Annotated in this window: 17 protein-coding genes and 1 tRNA gene; 10 read left to right on the top strand and 8 right to left on the bottom strand. The window is 65.1% G+C overall.

From position 1 onward, the window contains the following. Positions 1 to 28: 28 nt before the first annotated feature. A tRNA-Leu gene (locus tag N6L26_RS00700) sits at positions 29 to 113 on the bottom strand. A 133-nt stretch (positions 114 to 246) separates the two neighbouring features. On the opposite strand from N6L26_RS00700, the gene N6L26_RS00695 reads away from it, so the two are divergent. Genes N6L26_RS00695 through N6L26_RS00685 form a run of 3 tightly spaced genes read left to right on the top strand, consistent with a single transcriptional unit; the run spans position 247 to position 995 of the window. Next, positions 247 to 480 (top strand): hypothetical protein, encoded by a 234-nt coding sequence (locus N6L26_RS00695; protein ID WP_263606151.1) that lies wholly within the window; start codon positions 247 to 249, stop codon positions 478 to 480. Between the two features lie 11 nt (positions 481 to 491). Continuing rightward, positions 492 to 671 carry a hypothetical protein gene (locus N6L26_RS00690; protein ID WP_263606150.1) on the top strand — a complete coding sequence of 60 codons (180 nt, stop codon included), beginning with the start codon at positions 492 to 494 and terminating at the stop codon, positions 669 to 671. Positions 672 to 710: 39 nt separating this feature from the next. Beyond that, entirely contained in the window at positions 711 to 995 is a 285-nt protein-coding gene (locus N6L26_RS00685; protein ID WP_263606149.1) for a DUF3297 family protein, read from the top strand. Here N6L26_RS00685 and N6L26_RS00680 read toward each other — a convergent pair whose 3' ends face one another. Then, on the bottom strand, positions 996 to 1,733 hold the full coding sequence (locus N6L26_RS00680; protein ID WP_318173609.1) for a CHAP domain-containing protein: 738 nt from the start codon (positions 1,731 to 1,733) through the stop codon (positions 996 to 998). On the opposite strand from N6L26_RS00680, the gene der reads away from it, so the two are divergent. The 3 genes from der to N6L26_RS00665 all read left to right on the top strand — a co-directional run bounded on the left by der (position 1,696) and on the right by N6L26_RS00665 (position 3,924). After that, positions 1,696 to 3,096, top strand: coding sequence for a ribosome biogenesis GTPase Der (der, locus tag N6L26_RS00675; protein ID WP_263606148.1), 1,401 nt, complete (start codon positions 1,696 to 1,698; stop codon positions 3,094 to 3,096). The genes N6L26_RS00680 and der overlap by 38 nt on opposite strands. A gap of 8 nt (positions 3,097 to 3,104) precedes the next feature. Then, on the top strand, positions 3,105 to 3,599 hold the full coding sequence (locus N6L26_RS00670; protein WP_263606147.1) for a DUF2721 domain-containing protein: 495 nt from the start codon (positions 3,105 to 3,107) through the stop codon (positions 3,597 to 3,599). Positions 3,600 to 3,717: 118 nt separating this feature from the next. Continuing rightward, positions 3,718 to 3,924 (top strand): hypothetical protein, encoded by a 207-nt coding sequence (locus tag N6L26_RS00665; protein WP_263606146.1) that lies wholly within the window; start codon positions 3,718 to 3,720, stop codon positions 3,922 to 3,924. 89 nt (positions 3,925 to 4,013) lie between these two features. Here the strand turns inward: N6L26_RS00665 and bfr are convergent, their stop codons facing one another. The 4 genes from bfr to N6L26_RS00645 all read right to left on the bottom strand — a co-directional run bounded on the left by bfr (position 4,014) and on the right by N6L26_RS00645 (position 7,372). Further along, on the bottom strand, positions 4,014 to 4,505 hold the full coding sequence (bfr, locus tag N6L26_RS00660; RefSeq protein WP_263606145.1) for a bacterioferritin: 492 nt from the start codon (positions 4,503 to 4,505) through the stop codon (positions 4,014 to 4,016). A gap of 124 nt (positions 4,506 to 4,629) precedes the next feature. Continuing rightward, positions 4,630 to 4,818 (bottom strand): bacterioferritin-associated ferredoxin, encoded by a 189-nt coding sequence (locus tag N6L26_RS00655; RefSeq protein WP_263606144.1) that lies wholly within the window; start codon positions 4,816 to 4,818, stop codon positions 4,630 to 4,632. An 82-nt stretch (positions 4,819 to 4,900) separates the two neighbouring features. Then, entirely contained in the window at positions 4,901 to 6,190 is a 1,290-nt protein-coding gene (locus N6L26_RS00650) for a DUF418 domain-containing protein (RefSeq protein WP_263606143.1), read from the bottom strand. 69 nt (positions 6,191 to 6,259) lie between these two features. Next, positions 6,260 to 7,372: an SPOR domain-containing protein gene (locus N6L26_RS00645; RefSeq protein WP_263606142.1), complete on the bottom strand. Its 1,113-nt coding sequence runs from the start codon at positions 7,370 to 7,372 to the stop codon at positions 6,260 to 6,262. A 230-nt stretch (positions 7,373 to 7,602) separates the two neighbouring features. Here N6L26_RS00645 and N6L26_RS00640 point away from each other — a divergent pair, with 230 nt between their 5' ends. From N6L26_RS00640 to N6L26_RS00630, 3 genes are read left to right on the top strand one after another with little or no spacing between them, the layout of a single operon-like run. Next, positions 7,603 to 8,319, top strand: coding sequence for a ParA family protein (locus N6L26_RS00640; RefSeq protein WP_253518805.1), 717 nt, complete (start codon positions 7,603 to 7,605; stop codon positions 8,317 to 8,319). 22 nt (positions 8,320 to 8,341) lie between these two features. Next, the gene (locus N6L26_RS00635; RefSeq protein WP_263606141.1) at positions 8,342 to 8,851 is read left to right on the top strand and encodes a hypothetical protein; all 510 of its coding nucleotides are present in this window, start codon (positions 8,342 to 8,344) and stop codon (positions 8,849 to 8,851) included. A 39-nt stretch (positions 8,852 to 8,890) separates the two neighbouring features. After that, positions 8,891 to 10,201, top strand: coding sequence for an SPOR domain-containing protein (locus N6L26_RS00630; RefSeq protein ID WP_263606140.1), 1,311 nt, complete (start codon positions 8,891 to 8,893; stop codon positions 10,199 to 10,201). A gap of 67 nt (positions 10,202 to 10,268) precedes the next feature. Here N6L26_RS00630 and N6L26_RS00625 read toward each other — a convergent pair whose 3' ends face one another. After that, on the bottom strand, positions 10,269 to 11,498 hold the full coding sequence (locus N6L26_RS00625) for a dihydroorotase (protein WP_263606139.1): 1,230 nt from the start codon (positions 11,496 to 11,498) through the stop codon (positions 10,269 to 10,271). Next, a complete protein-coding gene (locus N6L26_RS00620) occupies positions 11,495 to 12,520 on the bottom strand; it encodes an aspartate carbamoyltransferase catalytic subunit (RefSeq protein WP_263606138.1) in 1,026 nt (341 codons plus the stop codon). The genes N6L26_RS00625 and N6L26_RS00620 overlap by 4 nt, the downstream gene beginning before the upstream one ends. A gap of 102 nt (positions 12,521 to 12,622) precedes the next feature. Between N6L26_RS00620 and sppA the strand changes: the two genes are divergently transcribed. Continuing rightward, positions 12,623 to 14,503 (top strand): signal peptide peptidase SppA, encoded by a 1,881-nt coding sequence (gene sppA, locus N6L26_RS00615; protein WP_263606137.1) that lies wholly within the window; start codon positions 12,623 to 12,625, stop codon positions 14,501 to 14,503. Positions 14,504 to 14,580: the final 77 nt, after the last annotated feature.

Here is a 14,580-nt window from a genome sequence, read left to right as displayed (position 1 = left end):
TGCAAGGGGATTCGCGCGGCGGCGGCACTGGTGCGGGCGAAGGGACTCGAACCCCCACATCTTTCGATACTGGTACCTAAAACCAGCGCGTCTACCAGTTCCGCCACGCCCGCTAACCCGAACGAAGCTGCGCGTTGGCGGCATGCGCCACGCGTGTAGGCGCGTGCCTCTAGTAGGATGCGACCAAATGCGCAAGCGCGGCGACGGGTGAAGGAACGCCTTTGCGCGCGCACGCGTTTTGTAATCATGCGTGACTACGATAAACCGAAGCCACCGGCCAATACGCCGCCAGTCATCGATCCCGCGGTAAAGCCGAACAGCCCGGCCGATATCAAGGCCGAGGGCGGAGATAAAGGCGAGGTGTCTACCGATGGCACCGACAATGACGACATGAAAGTCGAGAAAGCGCTCGGCAAGGCGCAAGAAGGCGGGAGCGACGGTGCGGGCGAAGCCGCGCTCGACAGCCTGCAGCCCGATTGAGGACACAATATATGGCGACGCAACCCGACCCTAATCCCGATACCATCAATCCGGGCGCACCCGACGAAATGCCGCCCACGAGCCCGCCCGACGAAGCGCCGATGCACGAACCACCCGGTTTCGAGCCGCCGCAACCCGACTTCGACGAGCCTGATCGCGGCCCCGATGAAACGCCCCCGCCCCCCGATTGATCTTGCCCGCGCGCGTGGGGCGCAGTATCGGCGCGCGCCATGAGCGAAGAAACCAAGAGCCAGACCCCGCCCGACCACCTTTCGGTCAATCCGGATAGCGAGCATTTCAAAATGGAAGCGCTCGAGCGCGGTGTGGGCATCCGCTTCAAGGGCAAGCAGCGCACCGACATCGAGGAATATTCGATTTCCGAAGGCTGGGTGCGCGTTCAAGCAGGCAAGACAGTTGATCGCCGCGGCAAGCCGCTGACGATCAAGCTGACGGGTCCGGTAGAAGCCTGGTTTGAAGATCTCGGCGACGAACCGCCGGTAGCCAAGGCAGACTGATCAGTCTGCGAAATCGGCGAAGGCGCTTAGGAACCTCTTGGAGGTTTGCTTGCGCGCCGGTGCCATTGCGATCTGGCGGCGCGGCTGCGGCTGCCGATCACTATAAATAAAGCCATCTACCGGCCAGGCGGTCGTACCGACCTTGCCCAGCGGAGCATACCAGACACGTACTTCGCTCCAGTCATTGTTCCGCGAGACGTCGACCGCGAGCACATCCTTCTCGATCTGACCGCGGCGGCCGTTGATCGGCGACCAATTGGCGTGATCTAGCAGCACACGGCGCGAATCGAGTACCCGGCTGACAGTGGCCACATGGCCCAATTGCATGCTGCGATGCGCGCTGAAGGCCATCACTGCGCCGGGACGCGGCATCGAGCCGGTAGCGTAACGGCCTTGCGCCTGGTCCCACCAGGTATGGGCATCGCCGTAGATCTGAATACCTGAGACATTGCGCGCATAAGGTACGCACTGGAGATAGGCGTCCAATTCCGCACCTTGGGCGGCGAAGTTGTCGAAGTCCTCGGCCAACGCCGGTGTGGCGCAGGCAAGTAAGGCGATCACGGCAAGATTCTTCCTCATACCGGCAGGATTATGCCGGTTAAGCTTATCGCGATCTTTCCGGTTACGGTTAACGCGATTTAACCATGATCCTTGCTGCCGCTTGCAAAGCGGCGCGCAAAGCGCCACTTGCCGCGCCATCATGGTGCCCTCCTCCTCCAAGCCAACGGTGATCATCATCGGCCGGCCCAATGTCGGCAAATCGACGCTGTTCAACCGGCTCGTGGGCAAGCGCCTGGCGCTGGTCGACGACCAGCCCGGCGTGACGCGCGATCGGCGCTTCGGCGATGCCGAAATCGCCGGGCTCGAGTTTCAGGTGGTCGACACTGCCGGGTGGGAGGACGAAGACCCCGCCAGCCTCCCCGGCCGGATGCGCATGCAGACCGAAGTCAGCCTCGAAGGCGCCGATGCCGCGATGTTCGTATTCGATGCGCGCGTCGGCCTGACCCCGCTCGACGAGGAAATCGCGCGCTGGCTGCGCGGACAGGCAGTTCCCGTCGTGCTCGTCGCCAACAAGGCGGAAGGCACGCAGGGCGATGCCGGCATCTACGAAAGCTTCTCGCTCGGCTTTGGCGAACCGGCCGGCATCAGCGCTGAACATGGCGAAGGCATTGGCGACCTGTTCGAACGGCTCTGGCCAATCATCGGGGAAAAGGCCGAAGCTGCTGCCGAAACCCTCGAACTGAGCGAAGAAGACGAAGAGGCGCTGCTCGCCGGACCGCTCAAGCTTGCCATCGTCGGCCGGCCGAACGCTGGCAAGTCGACGCTGATCAACCGCATGCTGGGCGAAGACCGGCTGCTGACCGGTCCCGAAGCCGGGATCACGCGCGATTCGATCGCGATCGACTGGGAATGGCACGACCCGCGTAGCGGCGAAGACCGCGAGATCCGGCTGATCGACACGGCCGGGATGCGCAAGAAGGCGCAGGTGGTCGACAAGCTCGAACGCCTGTCGGTCGCCGATGCGCGCCGCGCGGTCGATTTTGCCGAAGTCGTGGTTCTGCTGCTCGACGCCACCCGCGGTCTGGAATCGCAGGATCTCAAGATCGCCAGCATGGTGCTCGAAGAAGGTCGCGCGCTGATGATCGCGATCAACAAATGGGACATCGCCGAAGACGCCAGCGCGCTGTTCAACGGCATCCGCGAAGCGCTCAACGAAGGACTGGCACAGGTGCGCGGAGTGCCGCTGTTCGCCGTGAGTGCCAAAACCGGCAAGGGTCTCGATCAGATGCTCGGCGCGGCTTTCGACCTGCGCGAGGCGTGGAGCCGCCGTGTACCGACCGCCGCGCTCAACCGCTGGTTCGACGATGCATTGGAAGCAAATCCGCCGCCCGCACCCAAGGGTAAGCGGATCAAGCTGCGCTATATCACGCAGGCCAGCATCCGCCCGCCACGCTTCGTGGTCTTTGGTACCCGGCTCGACATGCTCCCCAAGAGCTACGAGCGGTATCTGGTGAACGGTATCCGCGACAAGCTGGGCTTCGAGGCGGTGCCGGTACGCGTGGTGCTCAAGAGCCCCAAGAACCCGTTCCAGAAGGACTGAGGTTGCCGGTGCTCGACATCCTGGCCGGCGTCGGCGCCTTCGAGCTTATTGAGCGCACCAGTTCGACCTTGCGCGTCCAGCAGGTCGTCCAGCTCAGCCTGGCCCCGGCCTTCCTGCTCGCAGGGATCGGCGCGGTGATGAACGTCATGACCAACCGGCTGATCTGGGTCGCCAACAAGATCGAGCGCATTCTCAACGCCGGCGAGGACGGCGATGTCGACGCGATGCGCGCCGAACTGCCCGCGCTGGAAATGCGCCGCAATTACGCGCAGCGGGCGGTCATGTTCAGCACCGCTTCGGCGCTGGCCATCAGCGTGGTCATCGTCCTGCTGTTCGTGAGTGCCTTTGTCACCACCCCGTTGGGCACGCTGGTTGCCGCGACATGGGTGATGTGCATGGGCCTGCTTGTCGCAGGGCTTGCGTCGTTCCTGATGGAAACCCGCACCGCAGCCCGCCGCAACCGTGAACGGATCCGCGAACGCCGGGCCGCCGCCAAGTCCTGACGCGGTTTGGGTCCCGCGCGCGACCGGCCGAAGGCATTTGCGCGACGATTGGCGCAAAAACGTCGGCTACGGTTCATCTCCACCTGTCATAGAACGCGGCGGGGCAAGGAGGTGAAATATGAGCAAACTCCGCGTTTCGATCCACGGGCATGCCAATCGCGCGGACGATAAGTTCGCTCTCGAAGCACTCGACATTGCGACCGCACTGACGATCGCCGATATCAATGTCGGCAGGGGCGACGCGGAAATCTGGGATGGCGAGCAGCGTCTAGCCCGTCTGTCCAAGCATGGCGGCGTCCACGCGACCTTCTGGCGCGTTACCTGACGGACACTATCCCGGGACCGAACACCAGCGCGACGAGGCGGGGCAGTGAGGAGGAAACCGCCTGGCTCCGAACAAGCCGACTCTCCAGTTCAGCCCGCTTCGCCCCCGCCCACCGGCTTGCTGTTGAGCTGGACGTAGTTTTCCAGCCCCATCCGCGCGATCATGTCGAATTGCGTTTCGAGGAAATCGACATGCTCTTCCTCGCTGGCGAGGATGTCTTCGAAAATCTGGCCCGTGGTGAAGTCGCGCACGTCCTGGCAATAATCCGCCGCTTCCTTAAGCAACGGGATCGCTTCCATTTCCATCGCCAGATCGGCCTTGAGGATTTCCTCGACCGTTTCGCCGACCTTGAGCTTGTGGATCGCCTGGAAATTGGGGAGCCCGTTGAGGATCAGGATCCGCTCGGCGAGGATGTCGGCGTGCTTCATCTCGTCGATCGATTCGTGCCGTTCGTATTCGGCGAGCTTGGTCACGCCCCAATCGGCCAGCACGCGGTAATGCAGCCAGTACTGATTGATCGCGGTCAATTCGTTGGTGAGCGCCTTGTTGAGGAACTCGATGACCTTCAGATCGCCTTTCATGGCCCTGTCTCCTGGGTGATGGACGCGGCGCACCTATGCGCGCCTCCACCGCCGCTTGGCAAGGTCGAAGGTCGAAAAATCGGCGTAATTCCGCCAGTTGCGAGCAATTCTTGTTAGCGGAAAGTCACGCTGCGGCGGAGACGAGACCGAACTCGCGTTCTTCCTGCAGGATATCGTCGGCATCGTCGAGACAGGTCCCGCAGCACGGTGCCTTGCCCAGCGCAGCATAGCACGCTTCGGCATCACCCGAGACATGGCGCGCGGCGCGGCGCAGTTCGTTTTCCCGGATCGCGTTACAGATGCAGACGTACACTCGACAACTCCTGCGATTGACTCGCATGAGCAGTTCTAGTGAGAGTCGTTCTCATTATCAAGCGCCGTTTTCCACCGTGTGTTTACCGCCGCAGCGGGAACATCCGCCAATAGGTCAGGCAGCGCCACAGCCATTCGAGCGGGCCGAAGCGGAAGCGGGCCAGCCACGGCTTGGACCACAGCAGCATCAGCGCCCAGGTGGCGAGCATGAGGAGATAGAGCTCGCTGCGCCCCAGCTCGCCATAAAGCCCGCCGGCCCAGCCGTGGAACACCAGCAGCATGACCAGCGAGGTGCCCATGTAATTGGTGAACGCTGCACGTCCGGCCGCCGAAATCCGCTCCGCCAGCCAGCTCGATGTCCGCAAACCGACCACTGCGAGCACCGCGGCGAGGCCTAGGACGACGGGCAGCCGCGGGAGCATCGAAAAGCTCATGAAAGCGGCGAGCGTGCTCCAGTAGGAAAACCCGATCCCCTTGACCCACAGCGCAATCAGCAGGGTCACCGCGCTTCCGCTCGCGATACCGGCCAGTCCCCAGCGCAATTGCCTGCCGGGGTCCATGCCGCCGCTGAACAGGCCGAACCGATAGAGCGCCATGCCGATTAGCATCAGCGGTACGGATTCGAGCGCAAAGAGGAACAGCCCGAACAGCGGGTCACCGCCATGTTCCGTGATGTTGTGGCGCACGTAGTCCGGGTAGGAGCCTTCGGCGATGACCTGCCGCTCGGTCAGTCCCTCTTCGAGCGTGGTTTCCTTGTCCGCGGCCAGTTGTTCGCGCAATTCGGCATAGGCGGGCTGTTCGCCGAGCGACGTCTCGGCGATGAAATAGGGGAAGGCGGTGAAGCTGGCGACCATGGCGATTCCCGCAGCATATCCGAGCAGGCCGACGATCAGCTGGGTTTTGGCCGCCCAGCGTATCCCGATCATCGCGACAAGGCCGAATGCGGCATAATAGAGCAGGATGTCGCCGCGCCAGATCAGGTAGAAATGCGCCAGCCCGAACAGCAGCAGCCATAACAGGCGGCGAACCTGCAACTCGCGGCCCTCGCCCTTGGTCCAGGCCTTCTCCATGAACAGATACAGCCCCGCGCCGAACAGGAGTGTGAACAGGCCGCGCATCTTGCCGTCGACGAGGACGAATTGCGCCACCCACATCCAGTCTTCCGCATCGCTGTGCGGAACCAGGAAGCCATCGGGGTACATATAGGCAGAGAATGGCTGTCCGAAGGCGACGATATTCGCCGCCAGGATACCCATGACGGCGATGCCACGGATGAAATCGAGGCTGGCGATGCGGTTGCCCGCGAGCGCGCTCGGCAGCGGATCGTCCACTGTCGCCTCGGCGATTGCCGCCTGTTCGGTTGCTTGGCTCATTTATGGCCCCCTTCGCCTGCGGGCCTTAGCCTCGACAGGAAGAAGCGCAAACCGTGAGCAATATGTGCCCTAGCGGGTAACGAGACAGCCCTGCCCGCTGCGCTTGAGCGAAGCGCAGGCCGTCGCCGCCTGATCTCGGGTGGCATAACCGCCCGCCAGCAGCTTGGTCAGCCGCCCCGATTTTTCGAGCAGACGGGTACGCCCGGCAATTTCGCTTCGCCCGGCCAACTGGCTCCACAGCCGTTCGGCATTGCCCGGTACGCCGAACGCGCCGAGCTGGACCTTCCACGGACCCGTGGCGGGCGCGACGCGCGTAACTGCGGCAGGGGCCGGTGCGGGAGTTGAGGGAACCGGGCGCGAAGCCACGACCACGGCTTCGCGAGAGAGCGCTTCCTCTTCCTGCCGCGCGACAACCGTCGGGCGCGAGGCGGGGAGCGTGTAATCCGCCCCCGCGGTCGCCGGTGCGGCAGTACTGCCCGCGACGCGCGGGGTGCCCGCGGGACGCGTCGTCGGTGCAGCAGCCGGGGCGGTTACAACTGGTCCGGTCGGCGCATCGGTGCCCAGTGCAAGATCGACCGCGGCCAGTTCACGCGCGCGCGCCGCTTCGGCCTCGGCCTTGAGCGATGCGGCGAGCGGCTGTGCAGCCTGTCGGTCCTCGAGCGAGATATATTCGTCCATCTGCGCCAGCGCGCCGCGTGCCTGCGGCAAGCCCGCCGAATTGGCCAGCGTCAGCAGCGCATAGGCGCGGCGCCAGTCCTTCGCGACGAGGTCGCCGTTGAAATGCGCGATGCCGAGCAGATATTGCGCGCGCGGATCGCCGCGCGAGGCAGCGGCTGAAACATAGGGCAGGGCTTCCTCGCGCGCACCGCGCTGGAACAGCAACAAGCCGTAATTGTCCGCCGCCTTCACGTGCCCCTGCGCCGCGGCCAGCGCATAGAGCGCCTCGGCCTGCTGCGTGTCGGCGTCGAGCCCGCGGCCCAGCCGATAGGCCTGCGCCATGTTGAACTGTGCATCGGGATCGCCTTGCGCGGCGGGGCCTGCCCATTCGCGCACTGCAGTGGCGAAATCACCCCGCGTCCAGGCATCGACACCGGCTTTGACGTCGGCCTGCGCCGGAACCGAAACCATGGTTGCCGCGGCCATTACGCCGGCCAGCCATGCTGCTTTCGCCACTCGTAGCATCGTACCCTTCCCATGCGACGACGCGCGGGAACGCGTCGGATCAGCGGCATCCTATAGTAAATCACTCGTTAGCAAAGTGTTGCGAGGCATTTTGCTGTTCCCGAGCCCGACCAAAGTGGCATCCGGTTAACCCAAAATTAGGGGTAGTCTGCGATTTCCATGACAAGAACGCTGCAAAGCAAAGCAGCACGAGTGAATTGAATACTGGCGCAAACCAGGGGGACCAAGTCTTGCGTGTACTGGCATTGGCATCGCAGAAGGGCGGATCGGGCAAGACCACGCTCTCGGGACATATGGCCGTTCAGGCCCAGCGCGCCGGCGCCGGTCCCGTCGTCCTGATCGATATCGATCCGCAGGGGTCGCTGGCCGATTGGTGGAACGAGCGCGAGGATGAATATCCCGCATTCGCCCAGACCACCGTCGCCCGTTTGGCAACCGACCTGGCCATTCTGCGCCAGCAAGGTTTCAAGCTGGCGGTGATCGACACCCCGCCGGCCATCACCATGGCCATCCAATCGGTCATCTCGGTCGCCGAACTTATCGTCGTCCCGACCCGTCCGAGCCCGCACGATTTGCGCGCCGTGGGCGCTACGGTCGATCTGTGCGAACGCGCCGGCAAGCCGCTGGTGTTCGTGGTCAATGCCGCGACGCCCAAGGCCAAGATCACTTCGGAAGCCGCCGTCGCGCTGTCGCAGCACGGCACGGTCGCGCCGATCACCCTGCACCACCGCACCGATTTCGCTGCCTCGATGATCGATGGCCGCACGGTGATGGAGGTCGACCCCGAAAGCCGTTCGGCTGCCGAGGTCACCGCGCTGTGGAAATATATCGCCGACCGGCTGGAAAAGAACTTCCGCCGCACAGTCTTCGCCGCGCCCAATTCGCAATCCGCGATGCCCGGCGTCCATCGTCCTGCCGGTGGCTTCGGCCGCCGCGTGGCCCAGTAACAGAAAGGGCGGAGACTCCCGGATGTCTGACGCCAATTTCGCCTCTCTTTCCTCGACCCTGCTGGCACGCAAGGGCGGCGCGAAGCCTGCCATGCGTCCCCAATCGGGAATTCTCGGTCCGGTCGACGGCAAGGAAGCCGCCGCCAGCCTCGAGGATCTCGGCTGGAACGACATGGGCGAGAGCGAGCAGGCCCCGGCCAATCCGGCCGAGGAAAAGGTGGTCGCGATCACATCGCGGGCCGCGAATGAAGCGGGCGCACCCAATCAGGTGCGCGAATCGCTGACCAAGATCCAGGCGCAACTCGAACGCCCCGCCCAGCCTCGGCCGATGGTACGCAAGGCCGCCGCCGCACAGGGCAAGCGCGCCGCCTTCACGCTGCGGCTCGACCAGGAACGCCATCTCATGCTGCGCCTTGCCTGCACCGTCCGCGGTCGCAGCGCGCAGCAATTGGTGACCGACGCGCTCGACGCGTTGCTTGCCGAAATGCCCGAAATCGCAAGCCTCGCTGCCCAGGTCCAGCGCGGCGAATAAGAACTTTAACGACGTGGGATCGCCTTCAAGGGGGTAATTATGAGCACCGAGACGAAAGCCAGGAGCAAGCGGTTCGTCCAGCTCGCCGTCACCACGGCGCTGGCGACGACCGCGCTTACGGCGTGCACCGGCAAGGCTGCACCAAGCCATTCCTATTCGGCTGCGCATGCCGAACAGGCGCTGAGCAAGGGCCGCACCTCGAAGGCCGTACAGCACGCCGAAGCGGCCGTACTGGCCAGTCCGCGCGATGCCTATTCACGCACGCTGCTGGGCAATGCCTATCTTGAAGACGGGCGCTTCGCATCGGCCGCGACGACTTTCGCCGAGGCTGTAGAGCTGGGCGACACTGCTCCGCGCACCATCATCAGCTATACGCTGGCGCAGATCGCCATTGGTGATCAGGTCGGCGCGCTGGCAACGCTCGATCAATTCGAAACCACGCTCGACCCGGCCGATTTCGGCCTCGCCATCGCCTTGGCCGGTCGTCCCGACCATGGCGTCCATGTACTGAGCAATGCACTGCGTTCGGGCCAGAACACGCCGAAGGTTCGCCAGAACCTCGCCTATGCCTATGCGCTGCAAGGGAATTGGCGCTCTGCGCGTGTCATGGCCGCAGAAGATGTGCCCGCGGGCGAAGTCGGCGATCGCATGGCCCAGTGGGCGGCGGTTGTCCGCCCCGAAGCCTTTACCACCCGCGTTGCCAATCTGCTCGGCGTCCAGCCGCGGGTCGATCCCGGACAGCCGCAGATGCTCGCCCTCGCCAATCATCCCAGCGTCAATATGCTGGCCGCACAGGAAGTGGGCGAGCTCGAGCCAGTTGCCGAGCCGCAGGGCGATTTCGCCTTTGCCGAGGAACTGCCCGCAGTAGGCGCCGCACCGTCCATCGACGACCGTGCCGACGCGGCGCTGGCCGATGCCGGCCTCGCTCCCAGCATCGGCGGTGTCCGCTATGTCTCGCGCGAAGTGGTCCAGCAGATGCCGGTCCAGTCGCGCAAAGCCGTTGCCCCGCGTGTCGCAGGTGCCGCAGCGCCCACCAGCACTGCCCGCAGCGGCGACTACAACGTCCAGCTCGGCTCGTTCTTCTCGATGTCGGATGCCAATGAAGCCTGGAAGCAGTTCCAGAAGCGCTATCCCGAACTCGGCGATGCCGAACGCGTGATCACCAAGGCGCGCGTCAACGGCAAGATCTACTACCGCGTCGCGGCTGCCGGTTTCGCCAAGGCATCGGCCGATTCGATGTGCCGCACGGTCAAGGGCAAGGGCGGCGGCTGCATCGCCTATGCCTCGAGCCGTCCGCTGCCCGGCGCGATCGACGTCGTTGCCAGTGACATGCGGGTCGCCGCACGCTAGGCAGCCCACCAAACCAGACCACCGAGCGACCCCGTCCGGAGCAATCCGGGCGGGGTTTTTCGTGCGCCTAGTGGTGGATCCGCACCCCGCCCTTGAACAGTGTCTTCACGCGCCCCTGCGTGGGTTGGCCGTCGAACGGTGTATTGCCGGCGGTGGCTTCCATCCTGGCGCTCTGGATTATCCAGGGCTGTTCGGGATCGACGATCGCGATATCGGCTTCGAGCCCCACCGCGATCGCACCGGCATCGACTCCGAGGATGCGCGCCGGCGCCGTCGCCACCAGCGCAAAGGCTTGCGGCATATCGATGACCTCGTCGCGGACCAGCGACAGCGTCATCGCCAACAGCGTCTCGGCCCCTGCCATGCCCGGCTCGGCATCGGAGAACGGCAGGCGCTTGTCTTCCGGGCCGCGCGGATCGTGCCCGCTGGCAATGACGTCGATCGTCCCGTCGACGATGGCCTCGCGCACCGCATGGCGGTCGTCTTCGCTGCGCAGCGGCGGCGACAGGCGGGCGAAGGTGCGGAAATCGACCGTCGCCAGATCGGAGAGCATGAAATGCGCCGGAGTGACGCCGCAGGTGACGGGTAGCCCGCGCGCTTTCGCTTGGCGGACGATATCCAGCCCCGCCCGCGTGGTCACCTGCCTGAAATGGATGCGCGCACCCGCCATCTCGGCCAGTGCGATATCGCGGGTCAGCGCGATGGCTTCGGCTTCGGCGGGGGCGCTGGGCAGACCGCGCCGCGTCGCAATTTCGCCCGCCGTGGCGACCGCGCTGCCGACCAATGCGGCATCCTCCGCGTGAGCGACCACCACGAGGTCGAGCATGGCGGCATATTGCAGCAGCCGCAGCATCGCACCCGAATCCGCAATCCACTGGCGTCCGGTGGCAACGCCGCGCGCACCGGCGGCGCGCATCAGGCCCAGCTCGGCAATCTCGCGCCCTTCGAGCCCGCGGGTCGCGGCGGCGAGCGGATGGACCCAGAAATCGGGCTTGCCGCTCTTGGCGATGTAGGAAACCCGGCTGGGCAGGTCCAACGGCGGCGACTGGTCGGGCATCAGCGCCGCGCGCGTGATCCCGCCGAAATGGAAGGCGGGCTTGTCGATCGCGAACACGCCGAGATCGACCAGCCCGGGGGCAACCAGGCGGCCCCTGGCATCGACGATGTCATCACCATCCTGCGCTTCGCCGCCAATGGTTTCGATACAGCCGTCGACCAGCCGCAGCGCGCCTTCGCGCACGCCATCGGGCGTCACCAATCGGCCGCCGGTAATCGTCAGGGGGGTTTGCTGCTTCATGCTGCATCTCCCCAACCGGCAACCCTGCGGGCCCGGCGAGTAAGCACGTCGAGCGCCGCCATGCGGATCGCGACGCCCATCTCGACCTGCCGGGTGATGATCGACCGGTCGATCATATCCGCCACTTCGCTATCGATTTCGACCCCGCGGTTCATCGGACCGGGATGCATCACCAGCGCGTCCTTCGACGCTTTCTCCAGCCGCTTTGCAGTCAGTCCGTAGAGGTAATGGTATTCGCGTGCCGAGGGGATAAACTGGCCGCTCATCCGCTCGGTCTGAAGGCGCAGCATCATCGCCACATCCGCGCCGTCGAGCGCCGCGTCGAAATCGTGGAACACTTCCGCCCCCATTGCCTCGATCCCCGCCGGCATCAACGCAGGCGGCGCACAAAGCCGCACAGAAGCACCGAGCGCCTGCAGGCAGAGCAGATTGGAGCGCGCCACGCGGCTGTGCAGGATATCGCCGCAGATGACGATCCTGAGGCCGGTAAAATCATCCGCCGTCTCGCCCCGGTCGCGCAAGGCATGCCGCAGCGCGAGCGCATCGAGCAAGGCCTGCGTCGGGTGTTCGTGCTGCCCGTCGCCCGCATTGAGCACCGGGCAGTCGACCTTGTTGGCAATCAGCTGCGTGGCCCCGCTCGATCCATGGCGGATGACGATCGCATCGGCGCGCATGGCGTTGAGCGTGATCGCGGTATCGATCAGCGTCTCGCCCTTCTTCACGCTCGATTGCGCGGCGTGCATATTGACCACATCGGCGCCAAGGCGCTTGCCCGCGATTTCGAAGCTCAGCAGCGTCCGCGTCGAGTTTTCGAAGAAGGCGTTGATGACGGTGAGACCCGACAGCACGTTCTCGTGCTTGGTCGGCTGGCGGTTGAGCGCGACCCATTGCTCCGCCTCGTCAAGCAGGAAGAGGATTTCGTGCCGTTCCAGCTGGCCGATCCCGATCAGGTCGCGGTGCGGGAAAGCGAGCGCGCCCGCCGGATAGCGGGCCGCATGGGGCGAAGTTTCCGTCGATGTCATTGAGACCACGCCCTTAGTCGAGGGGTATCATGTGCTCAAGCGCTTTCCGGTGGCAAAGCGCCACGCCCTCCCCTAACTCTCCCGCAACAGGAGATTTTACGCATGCAGTTCGCCGGAAAAGTGTGGCGCCTTTTGGTCGGAATCAAGGACGGGCTCGTCCTTTTGTTCATGCTGTTGTTCTTCTCCGCCCTGTTCGCAGTGCTGACTGCGCGCCCCAGCCCCGCTGCGGTGCGCGATGGGGCGCTGCTGCTCGACCTCAACGGCGTAGTGGTCGAGGAAAGGACGCGGATCGATCCGCTCGAGGCGCTGCTGTCGGGCCAGACCCCGATGGGCGAATACCAGGCCCGCGACCTCGTCCATGCGCTCGACGAGGCGGCGGGAGACGAACGGATTTCGGCAGTGGTGCTCGATCTCGACCGCTTCATGGGCGGCGGGCAGGTCCATCTGCAGGAAATCGGCGAAGCGCTCGACCGGGTCCGCGCGGCGGAAAAGCCCGTGCTCGCCTATGCCACCGCCTATAGCGACGACGGCATGCTGCTGGCCGCACATGCCAGCGAGGTGTGGGTCAACCCGATGGGCGGCGCGGTCGTCGCCGGCCCGGGAGGCGAACGGCTCTATTATGCCGGCCTGCTCGACCGGCTGAAAGTCAATGCGCGGGTCTACAAGGTCGGCGAATACAAGAGCGCAGTCGAACCCTATAGCCGCGCCGACATGTCCGATCCCGCCCGCGAAAACGCCCGCGCGCTCTACGAGACATTGTGGGAGGAATATCGCGCCAATCTCAAGAAAGCGCGTCCGGCGGCGGATATCGAACGCATCACCACCCAGCCGGTCGCCTGGATCGAAGCCGCCCAGGGCGACCTCGCCACTGCCGCGCTGCAAGCGGGACTGGTCGACAAGATCGGCAGCCGCGCCGACTTCGAACAGCGCGTCGTGGAACTCGTCGGCGAAGACGAATGGGGCGATGGCGCGAACGCCTATCCGCATACAAGGCTGGCCGTGTGGCTGGAGGACAATCCGCTGCCCACTCCGGGCCGCCCGATCGGTGTGATCACCGTCGCGGGCGAAATCGTCGATGGTGAGGCCGGACCCGGCGTGGCCGGCGGCGACCGGATCGCCGAGCTGCTCGACGAAGCGCTCGAGGACGAGCTTGCCGGGCTGGTCGTCAGGGTCGATTCCCCCGGCGGTTCGGTGCTCGCGAGTGAATTGATCCGCGAGGCGGTGCTGCGGCACAAGGCGCAGGACATCCCGATCGCTGTGTCGATGGCCAATGTCGCGGCGAGCGGCGGCTATTGGGTCTCCACCCCCGCCGACCGCATCTTTGCCGAGCCCGAGACGATCACCGGTTCGATCGGCATCTTCGCGGTCATCCCGACCTTCGAGGAAACCGCAGCCGCAGCCGGGGTCACCAGCGACGGCGTGCGCACCACGCCGCTGTCGGGCCAACCCGATCTGATCGGCGGCTTCACCCCCGAAACCGACGCGATCCTGCAGGCCTTTATCGAGAACGGATATGAGGATTTCCTCGACCGGGTCGGCGAAGCGCGCGGCATGACGCGCGACCAGGCAGATGCGGTAGGCCAGGGCCGCGTCTGGGATGGCGGAACCGCGCGCCAGTTGCGGCTGGTCGACGAATATGGCGGCATGGAAGAGGCGCTGGCGTGGACCGCCGCACAGGCCGACCTCGGCAGCGACTGGCATGTCGTCTACCTCGGCGCCAACCCGTCGACCTACGACACGCTGCTGCGGCAATGGCTGATCGGCGATGGCGAGGAAACCGGTTCGGGCGGCGATGTCTTTGCCCGCATGGCGCGCGGACAGGCGAGCGTGGTGACGCAAGTCGCCGCCGATGCCGACCGCCTGTTGGGTGCCAAGGGCGCGCAGGCCTATTGCCTCGCCTGTCCTGCGCCCCAGGCGGGACAGTCGCAGGCCAAGGCGTCCGACGGCTGGCTCGCACGGATGGTTGCGCTGCTGTTCGGCTAGGATGCTTGCCATGCGCCGATTCGCACAGTAAAGGCGCGCCCCTGCCCTGCCGCGGCCCAGCCCGCGCGCACCACCGG

Source organism: Qipengyuania sp. SS22, assembly GCF_025736935.1.
Lineage (GTDB): Bacteria > Pseudomonadota > Alphaproteobacteria > Sphingomonadales > Sphingomonadaceae > Qipengyuania.
Note: the sequence above shows the minus strand (reverse complement) of the source record. Positions and strands in the feature narration are given on the sequence as shown.